At 61.0% G+C, this 17,980-nt stretch carries 13 protein-coding genes and 1 other annotated feature (1 of these 14 running past the window's edge); of the genes, 9 read left to right on the top strand and 4 right to left on the bottom strand.

The window, feature by feature from the left end; all coding sequences use genetic code 11:
- Positions 1-251 precede the first annotated feature (251 nt).
- Positions 252-2,312, bottom strand: a complete 2,061-nt coding sequence (locus tag ACESLM_RS19860) for a transglycosylase domain-containing protein (RefSeq protein ID WP_372633319.1) — start codon at positions 2,310-2,312, stop codon at positions 252-254.
- Between the two features lie 245 nt (positions 2,313-2,557).
- Here ACESLM_RS19860 and speE point away from each other — a divergent pair, with 245 nt between their 5' ends.
- The 3 genes from speE to ACESLM_RS19845 all read left to right on the top strand — a co-directional run bounded on the left by speE (position 2,558) and on the right by ACESLM_RS19845 (position 5,708).
- Positions 2,558-3,385, top strand: coding sequence for a polyamine aminopropyltransferase (gene speE / locus ACESLM_RS19855; protein ID WP_372633317.1), 828 nt, complete (start codon positions 2,558-2,560; stop codon positions 3,383-3,385).
- Positions 3,386-3,404: 19 nt separating this feature from the next.
- Positions 3,405-4,277 (top strand): agmatinase, encoded by an 873-nt coding sequence (gene speB / locus ACESLM_RS19850; RefSeq protein WP_094045023.1) that lies wholly within the window; start codon positions 3,405-3,407, stop codon positions 4,275-4,277.
- Positions 4,278-4,892: 615 nt separating this feature from the next.
- Positions 4,893-5,708, top strand: a complete 816-nt coding sequence (locus tag ACESLM_RS19845) for a methyl-accepting chemotaxis protein (protein ID WP_372633315.1) — start codon at positions 4,893-4,895, stop codon at positions 5,706-5,708.
- 56 nt (positions 5,709-5,764) lie between these two features.
- On the opposite strand, the gene ACESLM_RS19840 is transcribed toward ACESLM_RS19845, so the two are convergent.
- Positions 5,765-7,318, bottom strand: coding sequence for a response regulator transcription factor (locus tag ACESLM_RS19840; RefSeq protein ID WP_372633313.1), 1,554 nt, complete (start codon positions 7,316-7,318; stop codon positions 5,765-5,767).
- Positions 7,293-9,104, bottom strand: a complete 1,812-nt coding sequence (locus ACESLM_RS19835; RefSeq protein WP_372633311.1) for a cache domain-containing sensor histidine kinase — start codon at positions 9,102-9,104, stop codon at positions 7,293-7,295. The genes ACESLM_RS19840 and ACESLM_RS19835 overlap by 26 nt, the downstream gene beginning before the upstream one ends.
- A 391-nt stretch (positions 9,105-9,495) precedes the next feature.
- Between ACESLM_RS19835 and ACESLM_RS19830 the strand changes: the two genes are divergently transcribed.
- Genes ACESLM_RS19830 through ACESLM_RS19805 form a run of 6 tightly spaced genes read left to right on the top strand, consistent with a single transcriptional unit; the run spans position 9,496 to position 16,187 of the window.
- Positions 9,496-10,356, top strand: coding sequence for a carbohydrate ABC transporter permease (locus ACESLM_RS19830; RefSeq protein WP_372633310.1), 861 nt, complete (start codon positions 9,496-9,498; stop codon positions 10,354-10,356).
- A gap of 28 nt (positions 10,357-10,384) precedes the next feature.
- On the top strand, positions 10,385-11,230 hold the full coding sequence (locus tag ACESLM_RS19825) for a carbohydrate ABC transporter permease (protein WP_372633308.1): 846 nt from the start codon (positions 10,385-10,387) through the stop codon (positions 11,228-11,230).
- 42 nt (positions 11,231-11,272) lie between these two features.
- On the top strand, positions 11,273-12,640 hold the full coding sequence (locus tag ACESLM_RS19820) for an ABC transporter substrate-binding protein (RefSeq protein WP_372633306.1): 1,368 nt from the start codon (positions 11,273-11,275) through the stop codon (positions 12,638-12,640).
- Between the two features lie 31 nt (positions 12,641-12,671).
- On the top strand, positions 12,672-14,057 hold the full coding sequence (locus ACESLM_RS19815) for an FAD-dependent oxidoreductase (protein ID WP_372633304.1): 1,386 nt from the start codon (positions 12,672-12,674) through the stop codon (positions 14,055-14,057).
- Position 14,058: 1 nt separating this feature from the next.
- Positions 14,059-15,174: an NAD(P)-dependent alcohol dehydrogenase gene (locus ACESLM_RS19810; RefSeq protein WP_372633302.1), complete on the top strand. Its 1,116-nt coding sequence runs from the start codon at positions 14,059-14,061 to the stop codon at positions 15,172-15,174.
- Positions 15,150-16,187: a zinc-dependent alcohol dehydrogenase family protein gene (locus ACESLM_RS19805; RefSeq protein ID WP_372633301.1), complete on the top strand. Its 1,038-nt coding sequence runs from the start codon at positions 15,150-15,152 to the stop codon at positions 16,185-16,187. The genes ACESLM_RS19810 and ACESLM_RS19805 overlap by 25 nt, the downstream gene beginning before the upstream one ends.
- Before the next feature lie 6 nt (positions 16,188-16,193).
- On the opposite strand, the gene argS is transcribed toward ACESLM_RS19805, so the two are convergent.
- Entirely contained in the window at positions 16,194-17,894 is a 1,701-nt protein-coding gene (gene argS / locus ACESLM_RS19800; RefSeq protein WP_372633299.1) for an arginine--tRNA ligase, read from the bottom strand.
- A 63-nt stretch (positions 17,895-17,957) separates the two neighbouring features.
- Positions 17,958-17,980, bottom strand: a binding site (T-box leader) (it continues 211 nt past the right edge of the window).

Raw genomic sequence — 17,980 nt, 5'->3', positions numbered from 1 at the left:
CGCCCCCTGCTGCGTCACTTTTGCTTGACGTACCCCCGGTACGCCTTCACAAAAGTTCCTTGCATGGAACGAAAATTCGGCAACATCTGCTATCCTCGGAGGTTGCATACACGCCCTAGGGCGGCTTAGGAGCGCCGTCGGTTCGGGTATCGCACCGGATTCGGTACATTCTTGGTCCCAGGCGGCGTGTACCTGTTCGGTTATCCCGTCGAGTCAGTTAGGCTGTACCGGTACGGGGCTATCCCGCCGGCTCAGGAATGCCACCATTTGCGCAGCTTCTTCCACCAAGGCCGGCTGGGCTGCTCGGGACGACGCGCGTCCGAATCGACGACCGGTCCGAGCGGACCGCATGAGCGGGCGGGCTCGGTGCCTTGCAGGAACACCTCGATTGCGCCTTCTCCCGGACAGGCCGGGGAGGCGAGCAGGCCGGTCGTCGGATCGATGTAGGCATGAACGACGCCTTCCGGCACCGGAAAACCTTTCGGTGGCGAGCCTGCCAGCGCCGCCTCGGTAAACTGGGCGAAGATCGGGGCGGCGCGATGCGCTTCGCCCGATGTAATCGGCCGTCCCCGATCGTATCCCACCCATACGGCGGTCGCCAGCTCCGGCGTATAGCCGACGAACCAGGCGTCGGAATCGGTCGTGCCCGACTTGCCCGCGACGGGACGGTTCAGCATTTTCGACACCCTCCGCGCGGTGCCGCCCCTCTCGAACACGCTCTTCAGCAGATTCGTCGTTACATAGGCGAGGGCGGGTTCGACCGCCTGCTCTTGCCGCGGATGGCTTTCGTACAGAATCTTGCCGCGGCGGTCCTGGACGAGCGTTATCGCGACCGGTTCAGCTCGGGCTCCCCCGTTGGCGAAGGCGGAGAAGGCGTACGCCATCTCGAACGGACTGACGGGGAACGTGCCGAGGGCGAGCGAAGGAACGGCTTTGAGCGGGGCGGTGATGCCCAGCTTGCGCGCCATCGCGATGACGTTCTCCGGACCGGTCTGCATGATCGTATGAACGGCGTAGATGTTGTCGGAGGCCGCGATCGCCTGGCGCAGCCCGATGTCGCCGTGGAAATAACGTCCGTTGTAGTTGTTCGGACGATAAATCTGCCGATCATGATCGAAGTAGAACAGCGTAGGCTCGCTGCGGAAGCGCGTCGCTGCCGTAATCGCCCGGCTCTCCAGCGCCGCCGCGTACACGATCGGCTTGAACGAGGAGCCCGGCTGCCTCGTGCTCGCGAACACCCGGTTATACTGGTTGGTGCGGAAGTTGCGTCCGCCGACCATCGCTTTAATGTAACCGTTGCGGGGATCGAGGGCGATCAGCGCCGTCTGCAGCTCCCTGCTGGCCCCCTTCAGCCCCTTCTTGACGGCGGCCTCGGCCATCTGCTGCACGCGCAGATCGAGCGTCGTCCGGATCGTCAGCCCTCCTTCGTTCATCAGCCTCTCGTCGATGCCGAGCCGCTCGACGGCCACCTTCTTGACGTATTCCGCGAAATAAGGGGCGGCGCGTTCCTCCTCTTCGGGCAAGGCGCGCACGGCGACGTTCTCCAGGGCGGCGCGTTCTGCCTGCAGCTTCGTGATCTGGCCCGTTTCCAGCATCGATTGGAGCACCTTGCGCTGACGCGAGCGGGAGCTTCTCGGATTCAGATGCGGAGAATAGTAGCGCGGCCCCTTGGGGATGCCGGCGAGCAAGGCGCTCTCGGCGATGTTCAGCTCCTTGGCGGGCTTGTTGAAGTAGAGCTTGGAAGCCGCTTCCGCGCCGTAAGCGCCATGGCCGTAGTAGATCTGGTTCAAGTACAGCTCGAGGATTTCCTCTTTGGAGAACGCCTGCTCCAGCCGGGCCGCGTACCAGGCCTCCTTCAGCTTGCGGGTCCACGTCCTCTCGTGCGACAGATACAGGTTGCGGGCGAGCTGCTGGGTGAGCGTGCTCGCGCCTTGCTCCTTGGACATATGGCGCAGGTCGACCCAGGCCGCCCGCGCCAGACCGCGCCAATCGACTCCGGCATGCTCGTAGAAGCGGCGGTCCTCGACGGCCAGCGTGGCTTTGACGAGCCATGGGGAGATATCGGCGAGCTTCGCCGTCGGCCGGTTGACGCCGCCCTTCAAGCTGGCGATCGTCTGCCCGTTCGCGTCGACGATGCGGGTCGACTGCATCGTCGCTCCCGCCGGCAGCGGCGCATATCTGAGCAGCAGAAATCCCGCCGAGGCCAGAGCGATCAGGCTCAGCAGCGTCATCCAGCCGATCCGCCGACGCAGCTTGCTCCATTTGGAAACGTCGGGCGAGGTCTTCGCGCCCTTGCCGGTCTTACGATCCATGATGAGGCCTCCTTCGCGACGCATAGGAAATCGTTACCTATGTAGTATGGAGAAGGAAGGGGGAGGCTATTCCCGGAGCCGGGCTTCCGGCCGGACGGGCAATCGTAAACCGCGCGTAAATTTCCGCTTCAAGTTGTTGCTTTTTGGCGCCGATTTTATATAATACATCTAGTTTGATACAATAAGTTCGGGTTCACAAAGTCCGGTTTTCAGCACCGAGAAAGTAGGGGTGGCGCATGTCCTCCATGGAACTGTGGTATACGGAGAAGCAAACCGAGAACTTCGGCATCACGATGAAGATCAAACGAACGATGGTCCACGAACAGACGGATTTCCAAGAGCTCGCCATGATCGAGACGGAGGAATACGGCAATATGCTCGTGCTCGACGGCATGGTCATGACGACGGAGCGGGACGAGTTCGTCTACCATGAGATGGTGGCGCACCCGGCGTTGTTCACGCATCCGAACCCGGAGAACGTTCTTGTGGTCGGCGGCGGAGACGGCGGCGTCATCCGCGAAGTGCTGAAGCATCCCGAAGTGAAAAAGGCGGTGCTCGTCGACATCGACGGCAAAGTCATCGAGTATTCCAAGCAATACTTGCCTTCCATTGCGGGCAAGCTGGACGATCCTCGCGTCGAAGTGATCGTCAACGACGGGTTCATGCACATCCACGACCACAAAAATACGTACGACGTCATCATGGTCGATTCCACGGAGCCGGTCGGCCCTGCCGTAAACCTGTTCACGAAAGGTTTCTACCAAGGCATTCACGACGCGCTGAAGGATGACGGCATTTTCGTGGCGCAGACCGACAACCCGTGGTTCAAGGCCGATCTGATCCGGAGCGTCAACCGCGACGTCAAGGAAGTGTTCGACATCGTGCGCGTGTACGCGGCGAACATTCCGACCTATCCAAGCGGCTTGTGGACGTTCACGCTGGGCAGCAAGAAATACGACCCGCTGGCGGTCGACGAGAGCAAGCTTCCCGAGCTCGATACCAAATACTACTCCCCTCGGCTGCACAAGGCGGCGTTCGCGCTTCCGAAGTTCGTCGAGGATCTGACGAAGTAAAAGGAGAATCGTTCACTCTATGCGCTTAAATCAAGCTTATTCCGGCAATGTGTTCATCTGCAGCTCCGACGATTACGCGGCATCCCAAGCAGTCATCTATGGGATGCCGATGGATTATACCGTTTCCTTCCGTCCCGGCTCCCGTTTCGGCCCCGGCCGCATCCGCGAAGCTTCCGTCGGACTGGAGGAATACAGCCCTTATCTGGATCGCAGTCTCTACGATCTGGCGTACTTCGACGCGGGCGATCTGCTGCTTCCGTTCGGCAACGCGGCGAAGAGTCTCGATATTATCGGGGAATACGTGCGGGGCGTTCTGGCCGACGGCAAAATCCCTGTCGGACTCGGAGGCGAGCATCTCGTCAGCTGGCCGGTCATTCAAGAGGTGTACAAGAAATACCCCGATCTAGCCATCCTGCACTTCGACGCGCATACCGACCTGCGCGAGGACTACGAGGGCGAGCCGCTGTCCCACTCCACGCCGCTTCGCAAAGCGGCGGAGCTGATGGGGCCGTCCAACATCTATCAGTTCGGCATCCGTTCCGGCTCCAAGGAAGATTGGACGTACGCGCAGGAGTCCGGCATCCACTTCCATCCGTTCGAGGTGGCCGAGCCGCTGAAGAAGGAGCTTCCTTCTCTGGCCGGACGCCCGGTCTACGTCACGATCGACATCGACGTGCTCGATCCGTCCGCCGCTCCCGGCACGGGAACGACGGAAGCGGGCGGCATTACGTCCAAGGAGCTGCTGGAAGCGATCCACGCGATCGCGCGCTCCGGCGTCAACGTCGTCGGCTTCGACCTTGTCGAAGTCGCTCCGATCTACGATCCGACGGAGATGACGCCGATCGTCGCCTCCAAAATGATTCGCGAAATGCTGCTCGGCTTCGTGAAATAAGAAGCTGATCGAGTTAAGCCTCCGGTTCGCCGCTTCGGCGCGTGTCCGGGGGCTTTTTCGGTGCCGGCTGACCAACTGAGACTCACATCAACTCCGCAAGGCTCTTTTTGGAGTAAAAAGGCTATTCGTCATGGCCTCCCCCCGTGTGCCAATGTGCGATTCTTTCTGCAACAATCTTCGTTTGAGCGCCATTCGGGAGACGATAATCGATTCTTTAGAACATCGCCCTCCGTTTGAGCGCTATTCGGGAGACGATAACCGATTCTTTAGAACATCGCCCTCCGTTTGAACGCTATTCGGGAGACGATAACCGATTCTTTAGAACATCGCCCTCCGTTTGAACGCTATTCGGGAGGCGATAACCGATTCTTTAGAACATCGCCCTCCGTTTGAGCGCTATTCGGGAGGCGATAACCGATTCTTTAGAACATCGCCCTCCGTTCTCCTTGCAAATGCCTCTCCATCAGGCGTTTCGTTGGTCGGTTTATGTATGCGAATTGGTCAGTTGTACTTTTTTTGGTATTCGTGACGAGGAATCTCACATCAAACCGTGCGAAAGTCGATTTTTTTTGCCCAGAACCCCAAAATGGCACCCTTTATTCCATGTGAGGTGAAATGGAAGATAATAGCTTCACGGCGTCCTCGACCGAGCGGGTCAGCGGGAAGGTTCACGACATGATCCGCAGCCTGAGGCGTCAGCTCAAAGACATCGACGAGGCGAAGAACGTAACCGACGAGATGCGCAAGACGCTGAGAGAGCTGGAGGAGAAGGCGTCCGGGCAGATCGCGGTCGCTCAAGGGGAAGTCGGCCGGATCGGGGATAAAATGTCGGAAATTTCCGTGCGCGTCGCGGAGACGAACGAGACGATCCGGTTGTTCGCCGACACGGCCAACGAAATTCGCGGGGTTCTGAACGTCATTCAGGAAATCTCCGCCCAGACGAACCTGCTCGCGCTTAACGCGTCCATCGAGGCCGCCAGGGTCGGCGAACACGGCCGCGGCTTCGCCGTAGTCGCCGGCGAAATTCGCAAGCTGGCGGATCTGACGAGGCAGTCGACCGAGGAAGTGCACGGATTCGTGGAGAAAATTTCGCTGCACTCGCAGGATGCCTATTCGTCGGTCCGCGAAGGGACGAAGGTCGTACAGGAAGGGACGGAGCTGGTCGCCGCGGCTTCGGAGACGCTCGGGAACGCGCAGGCGGAAGATTCGCGCAAAACGCAGGTCGTCGACGAAGTCGTCGTCCTGATGGAGAAGGTGGCAGGGGTCAGCATCGAGAACCGCGCCATTTCGCGAGAGGTGGAAGGGCAGATTCAGGAGCTGCAGGCAGACATCGTGAGCGTGCGCCACACTTCGGGCAATGTCGAAGCGATTACGGGCTTCATGCAGCAGCTCGTCGGGCAATTCCGCCTGCGCGAGGCGAAGAGGAGATAGAGAAGGACCGCCCGGCAAACGGAGGCCGCGCCGGGAAAAGCAGCCCGCGCGCGGCCTCATTTGGTTTTCTGAAACTGCGCGGGCGTCGTCCCGGCAATCCGCTTGAAAATTTTCGCGAAATATTTGGGATTGTCGAAGCCTACCCGTTCGCCGATCTCGTACCAGGGCAGCATGCCTTCGCGGAGCAGCTCCTTCGCCTTGTCGACGCGAAGGTTGTGCAAATAATGGACGAAGGGCTGGCCGGTGCTCTTGGAAAACAGGAAGCTGAAGTAGTTGTCGCTCAGATTGACGTGGGCCGCGACCTCCTGCAACCGGATCGGATGACGGTAGTTCTCCTTCATGTAGCGGATCGCCTGCTCGACTTCGCTCCGCCGTCCGTTATGCGAACAATCCTCCAGCAGCTCCCGGGCAACCGTGTGCAGCCGCCAGCACCATTCCCGCAACTCCTCGTAGGTATCCAACTGGTTGAGCTGTTCGAAGGGGGAAGCCTGCTCCCAGAAGCCCTGCAGAGGGTAGCCCCACTCTCCCAGCAGGAGGGCGACTGCGGATTGCCATTGCAGCATCCGGTCGCGAACCGCGTGCGGGGCCATCCGTCTCGGGGGAAGCCGGGGAAACAATTCCTCGAATCTGCGGGCCGCCAGTTCTCCGTCCGATTGTTCGAGCGCGGTCAGGTAAGCTTTCAACGCCGCGGTCGGAGCGAAGCTTCCGGCTTCATCGGGCGCCTCGCTGCGCTCGTCCTCCGGCGAATACAGATGCGCGCAGCCGGCTCCGGCATAGAAGCGTACGGCGAGCGCCTCCCGCGCCTCCCGATAAGCCTCGCTCCGCTCCGCCGTCCCGCGCCGCACCGCGCCGAGGCCCACGGACATCCGCGCTCCTTCGGGACCCAGCTTCCGCAGCGCGACTTCGAAATCCGTCCGCCAGCGCTCGGCCAGCGCTTCGGCGTCCACCTCTGCGTCCGCGGCATCGGCGCGGGCGACGAATACGGCGTCCGGCACGGCAGCGTTCAAGACGGCCTCCCGCAAACCGGGCTCCTCCGCCGCGGCGAGCAGCCGTCTCGCCGCTCCGGCGTCGGAGCCCGGGGGCAGGCGAACGATCCCTACGGCGTACGGCCGATTCTCCGGTACGAATTCGCTTCCTTCCCCGCTCATCCGCTCCCCCGACAGCCATTCCGGCAGACCGGGAGCGGAAGCCGTCCCCGAATTGCCCTCAGACCGCAGCGCCAGTTCGCTCGAAGCTCCCACTTTGGCGTTTCTGGCCTGAAGCACCGATTCCAGAAGCTCCTCCGGGCTCATCGTCAGCTTGTGCACGTAATCGATCACGCCGAGCCGGATCGCCTCCCGGACGGCGCCGAAATCTTCGCGCACGCTCAGAATCAGGATCGCCGTATCCGGCAGCTCCTTGCGCACCTGGCGAATCATCTCCAAGCCGTCCATGATCGGCATCTGAATGTCCGTGACGACCATGTCGGGCTTCAGCCTGCGGATCAGCTCCAGGCCGGTGCGTCCGTCGGCGGCGTCGCCGACGACCTCGATGCCGTGCTCCGCCCAGGGAATGCCCGACAAAATTCCTTTGCGCACCAGCACCTCATCTTCCACGACGACGATCCTCATCGTCTTCCCTCCCTTCCGTTTCCGACTCCGAATGCCGCTGCAGCGGCAGCCGGATCGATACGTACGTTCTGCCTTCCTCTTCCACCCTGCGGATGGCGACTCCGTAGCCGTCCCCGTACATCATGCGAACTCTCTTGTGCACGTTCCGCAGACCGACGCTGGTGAAGCCGGCGGACCGCTCGTCGGCGCCGATCCGCTCGGCGATGTCGCGAAGCCGCTCCTTGTTGACCTCCAGGCCGTTGTCCACGATTTCCAGCAGGAGCTCGCCCGGAGAAACGATTCGGGAACGGATCAGCATCTCTCCCCGTCCCTCCTGGAAGGAAGCGTGGCGGTACACGTTTTCCACAATCGGTTGAAGCGACAGCTTCGGAACGAGCGCGTCCAGCGTTCCTTCCTCCAGTTGCTCCGAGACGGATACGTGATCTCCGAAGCGATAGCGCTGGATCGTCATGAAATACCGGACGTTGTCCATCTCTTCCCGCAGGCCGATGCGGTCCTGTCCCCGGTGGATGCTCATGTCGAGCAGATGGCCGAGAGACATCAGCATCTCGGTAATCGGCTTCGTTCCCGCCATAATGGACATCCAGCGGATCGTATTGAGCGTGTTGTGCAGAAAATGCGGATTGATCTGCGCCTGAAGCGCTTCCAGCTTGGCCTGCTCGTGACGCCGCTCCAGCACGATCTCGCGGTCGATATGGCCCCGAAGCCGCTCGAGCATCTTGTTGAAGGCCTGACCGAGCAGTCCGGCTTCGTCCCTCGTCCTCACCTCCACGGCAACGTCGAGCCGCCCTTTTTCCACCTGCTTCATAACGTTTCTCAGCTTGCGCAGCGGACGGGTGAGCATGTTCGAGAAAAAGACGATGACGCCGAGAAATACGACCATGCTGACCGAGAAAATCGCGATGGACACGTTGCGGATGCGGTCGATTTCACGAAAGACGGCGCCGTGCGGCACGATCTGCACGATTTTCCAACCCGTCATCGGCAGCGAATAGGTGCTCAGCACGTATTTGTCCCCGTACGCTTGCGTGCTGACGGTGCCGTCCCCGGAGCTTTCGATGACCGGCCGCAGCGCCTCGTACAGCGGAAGAGCCTCCTCCGGAAGCGGGGTGAGCGCCTGGTCGCCCGGTCCGACAAGCAGTCCGAAGCCGGGAGTGGCGGGATGACCGGTCTGCAGAATGTCGAGATAGGATTGCGTCGGCTCGCTGATGACCAACTGCCCGATCCCCCTGTTGCTCTCGTCGCGGAAAACCATGGAGACGCTCAGCAGCGTCTGCCTGTCCGGAGAAGCGTAGCTGGCGTGATTCAGCGTCCATACCATGTATCCGTTCTCCTCCAGCGTCCGCCGGAACCATTCGCTTTCCTTCATGGCGTTCATCGCCTGCGGCGTGCGCCCCCAATTGGTGTACAACGAGCCGAAGTTGTCGAAGACGGAGAAGTAGAAGCTGTCGCTGGCGGTCGCCGTCGACATCTCCAGAAACTTCTTGTCCATGACATGGGTGTTGTCCAGCATGTCGCGCTCGGTAGCCGGAGGACGCAGCAGCGCCCGCTTCACGTTCTCGTCGATGACGAGCGAGGCGGTGGCGTGCATCATCGTCTGCAGCTTGCGTTCGATATTCAGATTGATCTGGTGCAGCCGTTCCTCGGCCGAAGACTCGACCTGGTGGCGCAGGACGTTCTCGATTTCCTTATACGTATATAGGCTGGCCCCGAGAAGGGGGACGAGCACGAACGCGACGAAAGCGGCAATCCACTTCGTTCGCAGGCTGGTGAAAGGCAAAGACATGGCTGCCGGCCTCCTTCATCTCGGGAATGCAACCTTCCGTTTGCAGCAAGTGTGCCCTCGCTCGGCGTTTTCGAATCCCTCGGCTGCGAAGCGTAGCTGGATGGAGGGTCACGTTCCCCTGATACAGCGCTTTCATCTCATCAGTATAGGCAGGCTTCGCCCGCCGTGTAAACGAATTGTCCGCGAATTCGGAGAATCGTCGCTTTTTTTCTGAAGATCGTGGCCGAACGCTCGGAACCGAATTCCTATGAGGTCTATGAAAATAGAATTGTATCCGTTTTCAGAGAAAATGCGGGTTTCGGGCGGCGGCAGGAAAACGCTAACATGGGCAGTAGACTTCGGTTGCAGGAAAGGAGAGATCGCTATTCGCACCCAGAAGCAATCCGATACGTTGGCCGGGTGGATGTTCATCCTGCCCGCCATTGCGGGCTTCGGAATATTGACGATCGTGCCGATCGTCTTGTCGTTGATCATCAGCTTCACCGACTGGAACTTTCTCGACGGATTAAAAGGATTGAGGTTCATCGGCTTGCGCAACTTCACGGAGATGTGGTCGGACAAGTGGTTCGTGGACAGTCTGCGGAACAATCTGCTGTTCGCCGCGGTCACCGTGCCGGCGACGATCGCCCTGTCGCTGCTGGCGGCGATTGGCCTGAACAAGGGCGTCTATCTGAAATCGCCGATCCGGCTGATGATCTTCATGCCCTACGTGTCCAACATTGTCGCCGTCTCGATCGTCTGGGGGACGCTGTACAATCCTTCGATGGGACCGATCAATTCGTTCCTCCGGGGCATGGGCGTGGCCGATCCCCCGGGCTGGCTCGCGAGCAGCGCCTGGGCGTTGCCCGCGATCATGATCATGACCGTATGGGCCAACGTCGGTTATAACATGATTATTTATTTGGCGGGCTTGCAGGGAATTCCCCGGGACCTGTACGAAGCCGCGAAGATTGACGGAGCCGGGCCTGCCCGCAGCTTTTTCCGCATTACGCTGCCGATGCTGTCGCCGACGACCTTCTTCGTCATGATCACCAGCATCATTCATTCGTTCCAAGTGTTCATCGCGGTGTTCGTTATGACGAAGGGCGGTCCGGGCTCGTCCACGACGGTGCTGACGTATTATTCGTACCGCACGGGCTTCGATTTCTACAAAATGGGCTATTCGTCGGCCATGGCCTGGATTTTGTTCCTGATTATTTTCCTGATCACGTTCCTGCAGTGGCAGGGGCAGAAAAAATGGGTGCATTACTGACCCGCAGCGAGAGAAAGGAGGAAACCGCATGGAGCTGAAGCTGGCGGGCAAGCGGCTGTCTCTGCCGAAGCTGGGGCTGACCGTCGTGCTGGCGGCGTTCGGCGTTCTGATGGTGCTTCCCTTCGTCTGGATGCTGTCCACCTCGTTCAAAATACCGATCGACGTGTTCAATTATCCGATCGAATGGATACCGAAGCGCTTCAATTGGAACAACTACCAACGCGTATGGAACGGCTCGCAGCCTTTCGATTTGTTCTATTATAATTCGGTGAAGGTGACGGCGATTACGGTCGTCGGAACCGTGCTGGTCTGTTCGGCCGCGGCTTACGGATTTTCGCGAATCCGCTTCAAGGGCCGGGACGCGGTGTTCTTCGTCTTCCTGGCGACGCTGATGATTCCGGACCAGGTGACGCTCGTGCCGCGCTTTATCATTTTCAACTATCTGGGCATTTACGACACGCACTTCGCCTTGATCCTGCCCGGCATGTTCACCGCGTTCGGCGTGTTCCTGCTCAGGCAATTCTACGTCGGCATTCCGGAGGATTTCTCCGAGGCGGCCAAGATCGAGGGGGCGGGGCATTTGCAGACGTGGCTGCGCATCATCCTGCCGCTGTCGAAGCCGGCGCTCGTGTCCCTTGTCATTCTGAGCTTCACCTGGAACTGGAACGAGTTCGTCAATCCGCTCGTTTTCCTGGCTTCGAAGGAGCTGTACACGATTCCTCTCGGTCTCACCAACTTCATCGACGAATCGGGAACCGATTACACGCTGATGATGGCGGCGGCGGTCAGCTCGATTTTGCCGGTCATCGTCCTCTTTCTGGCTTGCCAGAAGTGGTTTATCGAGGGGGTGGTGTCCAGCGGAGTGAAAGGTTGACCGGCAAAGGTGATACAACTTATACGAAAAGGGAGATGTCGCATGAAAAAGATTACGATCTGGTTATTCTCGTTAGGCTTGATCCTGACGCTGGCGCTTACGGGCTGTTCCGGAGGTGGGAACGGCGCTTCCGCTCCTTCGGGTTCCTCCGGGGCCGAGTCGGGCGGCAAAGGCAGCGTCGTCAAGCTGAAGTTCTGGGGAGCCGTGCCGGAAGAGTCCGGACCGAAGCAGGCGGTCGACAATTGGAACAAGGCCAATCCGGACATCCAGGTCGAATACGTCCGCTTCGTCAACGACGAGAGCGGCAACACGAAGCTGGAAACCGCGCTGCTTGCCGGCGACCAGGTCGACCTGTTCATCAACTACCGGATGGACAAGCTGGCCAAGCGGATCGATGCGGGCATGGTCGAGCCGCTGGACGGCTATATCGAGCAGAGCGGATTCGACGTCGCGGATAATTTCGGGGAGAACTCGATCACGAAGTTCGGGGATAAGACGTATTACATTCCGGCCATCATTCTGAACGACTTCGTTACGCTGAACAAGAGCTTCCTGGACGAGGCGGGGCTGCCGATTCCCGAAGAATGGACCTGGGACGAATATATGGATTACGCGGCGGCGCTGACGAAGGGCGAAGGAGCGGACAAGCGCTGGGGCTCCTATACCGATCTGCTGCAGCCGAAAATTTTCGAGTATCTGGACAAAGCGGTGAAAACCGAGCTGGGACCGGACGCCTTCTATAAGGAGGACGGCTCGAGCAACTTCGACGATCCGGCGTTTAAGCGGTATTTCGACATCATGTACAATCTGGAGAAAACGCTGAAGGCGCAGCCGCCGATCGCGGAAGCCAAGGCGACGAAGATGGAAGGCATCCAGCTCTATCTGACGAACAAAGTCGCGATGCACTGGATCGGTACGGCGAGCCTGCGGAACATCAAGAACACGACGGATTATCCGCACGATTTCATTACGGCGTTCGCGCCTCCTCCGAAGCTGACGGAGAACAGCAAGTATCTCGGCGGCGGAACCGGGTATCTGGATTTTACGACGATCAACGCCCGCTCGGAGAACAAGGAAGCCGCCTGGAAGTTCATGCAGTGGTACGTCACGGAGGGCAACGAGCCGCTCATCGCCGGAGGCCGCGTGCCCGCCTGGAAGAAAGCGGACAAGGACAAGGTCGCTTCGCTCATTCTCGGCGACAATCCGGAGCAGCTGTTCGACGTGGAATCGTTCAAGCGGGTCGTCTTCGCCGACGTCGAGTATGTCCGGGACACGAAGTTCGACCATCTCGCGGAAATTCAGAAGATCGTCGAGGAAGAGGGCGAGCGCGTTCTGATCGGGGAGAAGCCGACCGAGGATGCGGTGAAATCGATGAAGGAGCGGGCGGACAAGCTGCTGCTCGGCTCTTAATATACGGGTTGGGGAAAGGGAGATCACTTCTATGACGAATAGCAGCATCGCTTACGAGACCGGAATTCCGGTCGTTCTGGACACCGACGTACTCGTCATCGGAGGAGGGCCGGCCGGCATCGCGGCGGCCCTTGCCTCCGCCAGGGCCGGGGCGCGGACGGCGCTGGTCGAACGTTACGGCTTCCTGGGGGGCAACGCGACCGCGGGACTGGTCGGCCCGTTCATGACTTCTTACAGCGACGATGGAAAGACGCAATTGGTCAAGGGCGTGTTCGACGAGCTGGTGCGCCGGATGGAATCGTTCGGCGGGGCCGTTCACCCGGAGAAGGTGCGAACGGGAAGTCCTTATTCCGGCTTTTTCAGCAAAGGGCACGACCATGTGACGCCGTTCGATCCGGAGGCGGTGAAGCTGGCCGCGGCCGAGATGATGGAGGAAGAGGGCGTGCGAACGTTCATGCATACGTTTTTCGTGGACGCGATCGTCGAGGACGGCCGGGTGAACGGAGCCGTTCTCGTGAATAAATCCGGTCTGCAGGCGGTTCGCGCGAAGGTGACGGTCGACTGCAGCGCCGATGCCGACGTGGCCAGCCGCGCCGGCGCGGAGCTGGAGACGGGGCGGAAATCGGACGGATTGACCCAGCCGATGACGATGTTCTTCCGCGTCGCGGGCGTCGACGACGCGGAAATTTTGAAATACGTGGAGGAGCATCCGGAGGAGAGGGACCTGCTGTTCGGCAGCCTGATCGAGGAGAAGCGGGCGACGGGAGAATGGAAGGTCAACAAAAACCATCTGGGCATCTACCGCACGACCCAGGCCGGCGTCTGGCGGGTCAATACGAGCCGGGTTCAGGGACTCAGCGGCACGAGCGCGGAGGATCTGGCGCAGGCCGAGCTGGAAGGGCGCAGACAGGTATTCGAGCTGCTGGCGTTCTTCCGCAAATATTTCCCCGGCTTCCGGAACGCGGTGCTGGTCGATACGGCGACGCAGATCGGGGTTCGCGAAACGAGGAGGATCGTCGGGGAGTACATGCTGACCGCGGACGATCTGATCAGCGGCCGCTCCTTCGACGACGTCGTCGCCTTGTACGGGTACCCGATCGACATTCACAGTCCTAACGAGGTAACGACCGAATTCAGCAAGGAGTATCATACCGCGAACGTCTACCAGCTGCCGTATCGGATTCTCGTGCCCCGGAAGACGGAAGGACTGCTGGTTGCCGGACGCTGCGTATCCGCTACGCACGAGGCGCTCGGAGCGATCCGCGTCATGCCTTGCGCGTTCGCTCTCGGTCAGGCGGCGGGAGCCGCGGCGGCGCTGGCCGCAGCGAAGGGTACCGAGCCTCGCGGCGTGAACGTGAAGGAGCTTCAGCGGACGCTGCTGGCGCAGGACGTCGTGCTTCCGGAAGGAGTGGCGTAAGATGGCTTCGGCGAACGAAGCGCGGCCTGCCGCGGTGCCGGACGAGATGGTCGCCGCGGTGCTGCTCCGGCCCTTCGAGGTGCGGCTGGAGCGCCGCCCGACACCGCGGCCTCAGGCGGACGAGGTGCTGATCAAGGTGATGGCCGTAGGCGTCTGCGGCTCGGACGTACACTACTACGAGCACGGGAAAATCGGGCGCTATATCGTCGATCGCCCGCTCGTTCTCGGCCACGAGTGCGCGGGCGTCGTCGCCGCCGTCGGAGCGGCCGTGACGCGCTTCGCGCCGGGAGACCGGGTCGCCGTCGAGCCGGGTATGACCTGCGGCCGTTGTTCGGCCTGCAAGTCCGGCCGATACAATCTGTGTCCGGACGTCCGCTTTCTGGCAACGCCACCGGTTGGCGGAGCATTCGCGCAGTATGTCGCAATCCGGGAGGACTTCGTCTTTCCGATTCCGGAGGGGGTCAGCTTCGAGCGGGCGGCGATGAACGAGCCGTTCTCGGTCGGACTGCACGCCGTCCGCAGAGCCGGCATGAAGACGGGCGACACGGTCGCCATCATGGGCATGGGCCCGGTCGGGCTGCTGGCGGTCGTTGCCGCCAAAGCCTGCGGCGCGGCGCGGGTGTTCGTCTCCGACGTCGAACCGCTCCGCCTGGACGCCGCGCTTAAGCTCGGGGCGGAGCTTGCGGTGAATGCCGGGAATGAGGACGCCGCGGAGGCGATCCGCAGCGCGACGGGCGGGGAAGGAGCCGACGTCTCGATCGAGACCGCCGGCAATCCCCGGGCGCTGCGGTCCGCGCTGCTGGCGACAAGGCGCGGCGGCGCGGTGGCCGTCGTCGGGCTGCCGCCGGAAGGACGGGCCGAGCTGGACGTCTCCTATCTCGTAGACAACGAGATCGACGTGCGCGGCGTATTCCGTTACGCCAATACGTATCCGCTCGGGTTGTCGCTCCTGGCCGATCCGGCCAGGAAGATCGAGGCGCTGTTCACCGACGTCTTTCCGCTCGAGGAAAGCGCCGCGGCGCTGGAAAGGGCAAGAACGAACAAAAGCGGCTCCCTCAAGGTGTTCGTCTATCCGAACGGGGGAACCGGATCATGGAACGGGGCGATGGAGAAATGAAAATGAAGGCGCTTGTCATTGACGGCCCGCGCAGCGCGGCCGTCCGCGAGGTTCCGGTTCCCCGGGCGCGGCCGGGCGAGATCGTCGTTCGGGTGCTTCGCGCGGGAATATGCGGGACGGACGTTCATATTTACAACGGAGAATATTTGTCGCCGTATCCGATCATTCCCGGGCACGAATTTTCCGGCGTGGTCGTCGAGGTCGGAGAAGGAGCGGAGCAATTCCGGGAAGGCGACCGAGTCGCCGCCGATCCGAACTTGTCGTGCGGCCGATGCCGATTCTGCCTGTCGGGACGCGCGAACCACTGCGAGCGCTGGGACGCGATCGGCGTGACGCTTCCTGGAGCGATGGCCGAATACGTCGCGCTGCCCGCCGAGCTCGCGATGAAGCTGCCCGATCGGCTGAATTTCGCCGAAGGGGCGTTGATCGAGCCTGCGGCCTGCGTCGTGCAGGCGCTCCGGAGACTGAAGCCCGAGACGGGCGACCGGGCGCTGCTGCTGGGAGCCGGGGCGATGGGACAGCAATGGGTTCAGGCGTTGGCCAGATCGGGCGTCTCCGAGCTGGTCGTCGTCGATCTGGCCCCGGAGAAGCTGGAGATGGCAGCCGCATGGGGAGCGACGCGCACTGTCTCCGCCGACCGGATGGCCGAGGAACTGGAGGACCGACGGGGCAAGGACGGCTTCGAGATCGTCATCGATACGACGGGCGTTCCGCGAGTCATCGAGAACAGCTTCCAGTACCTGGGCCCCTGCGGGCGATACGTGCAGTTCGGCGTAACGACGGAGGAGGCGACGGTGGCGCTGCGGACGTTCGGACTGTATCAGATGGAATGGACGCTGATCGGTTCCATGGCGCTCAATCATACGTTCGCTCCGGCGCTGGCCTGGCTTGAAGCGGGCCGCCTTTCGGTCGGGCATCTCGTCACCCGGGAGCTGAGCCTGGAGGGCGCCCTTGATTTTTTCCGGGGCGACCGGCGCCCTTCGGACATGAAAGTGCAGATTTCGTTCGAATAACGAACGCTACATCTCGGAAGGAGCCTGGATTCCGAGCAGATTAAGCCCGTCGCGCAGAACGTTTGCGGCGGCCGCGGCCAAGCTCAGCTTGGAGAACGTCCCGGCTTCGTCCGCGCCGTCGTATACGATCTTCCCCGAGTTGTAGAAACGGTTAAAGTCCTTGGCCAGAGCGAGCAGATACTTGGCGACGACGAACGGCTCGTTCTGGCGGACGGCTTCCCGGATCGCGGCCTCGTAACCGGACAGCGTCTTGATGCACGCCCACGCCGACTCCGAGGACAGATGTTCTCCGTCGACGGAGCAGCGGGAACGCAGCTCCTCGTACTTCCCTTTCCTGAGCAGGCTGCGTATCCGCGCGTGGGTGTACTGCAAATAAGGTCCCGTCTCGCCTTCGAAGCTGACGGCCTCCTCCAGATTGAAATCGACCGACAGCTGTCGATGGTGCTTCAAATCCCCGAACACGATCGCTCCCACTCCGACGGCTTCGGCGACCGTTTCTTTGTTCGCCAGATCGGGATTTTTCCCGTCGATGATGCGCAGCGCCCGCTCTGCCGCCTCGTCGAGCACTTCCTCCAACATGACTACCTTTCCTTTGCGCGTCGACATCTTTTTGCCGTTGATCGTAATCAGGCCGAACGGGACGTGACGGCAGTTCGCCGCCCATTCGTGCCCCATTTTGCGCAGCGCCGAGAATACCTGTTGAAAATGCAGGCTCTGTTCGGCTCCGACGACGTAGAGAATTTCGTCCGCCTTCAGCTTCTCATTCCGGTAGAGGGCGGTCGCGAGATCGCGCACCGCATAGATGGTCGAGCCGTCCTTTTTCAGGATAAGGCAAGGGGGCAGCCCTTCCTCCTCCAGCCTGACGATTCTCGCGCCCGCGTCCTCCTCCAGCAACTCCAACTCCTCGAGCTTGCGCACGACGGGATCGATCTTGTCGTTGTAGAAGCTCTCGCCCGCATACGAATCGAATTGCACGCCCAATCTTTCGTACACGCGTTGGAATTCCTTGAGGCTCTCGTCTACGAAATACTGCCACAGCTCGCGCATGGCGGCATCCCCGCGCTCCAGCTTGGCGAACGCTTCGCTCGCCTCGTCCTCCAACTCCGGCCGCTGCTCCGCCTGCCGGTGGAATTCCACGTACAGCCGCAGGCTTTCCCGAATCGGGGCCTGTTCCAGCGCCTGCCGGTCTCCCCACTTCAAATACGCGACGATCAGCTTGCCGAACTGCGTGCCCCAATCCCCGATATGATTAACGTTGTATACGTCGTAGCCCATGGCGCGATACATGCGGACCAGGGCGTTGCCGATCATTGTCGAGCGCAGGTGGCCGATGCCGAACGGCTTGGCGATGTTCGGGGAAGACATGTCGATGACGATCCGCTTGCCTTTCCCGGCATCGGAGCGTCCGTAGCGTTCGTCCAGTGCCCGCTGCACGAACTCGCTTCTCCAGTGCTCGCCATGGAAAAAGAGGTTGAGATAGCCGCCCGCGACCTCGGCCCTCAAGTCGGAGCGATCGGCGTTAATGACGTCCGCAAGCCGCTGCGCGATCGTGGCGGGCGGCTGCCTGAGCGCCTTGGCGAACGCGAAGCACGGGAGCGAGATGTCGCCCAGCTTCTGTTCGGGCGGAATCTCCAGCTTCGGGTGCACCTTCTCCGGAGGCAGCTCCAAATAAGGAGACAGAATGACGGATGCTTGGTTCAACAACATGACGGGTTCCTCCTTGTCGTACGTATATTCGCTGCGCGAGTACGCAAAAAAACCCCCGTCTCGTAAAGAGACGGAGGTCGATTCCG

The organism is Cohnella sp. (assembly GCF_041641335.1).
Lineage (GTDB): Bacteria > Bacillota > Bacilli > Paenibacillales > Paenibacillaceae > Cohnella.
The sequence above is the reverse complement of the archived record's forward strand: the minus strand, read 5'-3'. Positions and strand labels throughout refer to the sequence as shown.

Excerpts from the sequence above, each read along its gene's own strand:
- ACESLM_RS19820 (WP_372633306.1), top strand. The coding sequence starts at position 11,273 with ATGAAAAAGATTACGATCTGGTTATTCTCGTTAGGCTTGATCCTGACG.
- ACESLM_RS19860 (WP_372633319.1), bottom strand. The coding sequence starts at position 2,312 with ATGGATCGTAAGACCGGCAAGGGCGCGAAGACCTCGCCCGACGTTTCC.
- ACESLM_RS19835 (WP_372633311.1), bottom strand. The coding sequence starts at position 9,104 with ATGTCTTTGCCTTTCACCAGCCTGCGAACGAAGTGGATTGCCGCTTTC.
- speB (WP_094045023.1), top strand. The coding sequence starts at position 3,405 with ATGCGCTTAAATCAAGCTTATTCCGGCAATGTGTTCATCTGCAGCTCC.
- ACESLM_RS19805 (WP_372633301.1), top strand. The coding sequence starts at position 15,150 with ATGGAACGGGGCGATGGAGAAATGAAAATGAAGGCGCTTGTCATTGAC.
- ACESLM_RS19815 (WP_372633304.1), top strand. The coding sequence starts at position 12,672 with ATGACGAATAGCAGCATCGCTTACGAGACCGGAATTCCGGTCGTTCTG.
- ACESLM_RS19825 (WP_372633308.1), top strand. The coding sequence starts at position 10,385 with ATGGAGCTGAAGCTGGCGGGCAAGCGGCTGTCTCTGCCGAAGCTGGGG.
- ACESLM_RS19845 (WP_372633315.1), top strand. The coding sequence starts at position 4,893 with ATGGAAGATAATAGCTTCACGGCGTCCTCGACCGAGCGGGTCAGCGGG.
- ACESLM_RS19810 (WP_372633302.1), top strand. The coding sequence starts at position 14,059 with ATGGCTTCGGCGAACGAAGCGCGGCCTGCCGCGGTGCCGGACGAGATG.
- argS (WP_372633299.1), bottom strand. The coding sequence starts at position 17,894 with ATGTTGTTGAACCAAGCATCCGTCATTCTGTCTCCTTATTTGGAGCTG.
- ACESLM_RS19840 (WP_372633313.1), bottom strand. The coding sequence starts at position 7,318 with ATGAGGATCGTCGTCGTGGAAGATGAGGTGCTGGTGCGCAAAGGAATT.
- speE (WP_372633317.1), top strand. The coding sequence starts at position 2,558 with ATGGAACTGTGGTATACGGAGAAGCAAACCGAGAACTTCGGCATCACG.